Genomic DNA, 244 nt, shown 5'->3' on the forward strand with positions numbered 1-244 from the left:
GACCGCAAATAGGTACCCGAACTCACCCATGCCGTAAAGTGAGCCCTTTCGCCATCAAAGTCCAAAATTTCAAATTCTTTGACTTCGACCTGCTTTGGCTTTAGCTCAACCGGTTGATTCTTGCGGGCCATCTTGTACGCAGGTACTCCAGCGATCTTCTTGGCTGAGAAAGGCGGAGGTACTTGCTGAATGGTCCCCAGAAATTTTCCTGCCGCCTGCCGGAGTTGCTCCAGCGAAAAGGTGG

General features: G+C 51.6%; 1 protein-coding gene. It reads right to left on the reverse strand.

Annotated features, from left to right (window positions below):
* Window positions 1-244: pseudouridine synthase family protein (locus tag AB1471_RS17765; protein WP_496350347.1), on the reverse strand; the 244-nt coding region annotated here is incomplete at both ends.

This window comes from Jeotgalibacillus marinus, assembly GCF_040801915.1.
Classification (GTDB): Bacteria; Bacillota; Bacilli; order Bacillales; family Jeotgalibacillaceae; genus Jeotgalibacillus; species Jeotgalibacillus marinus.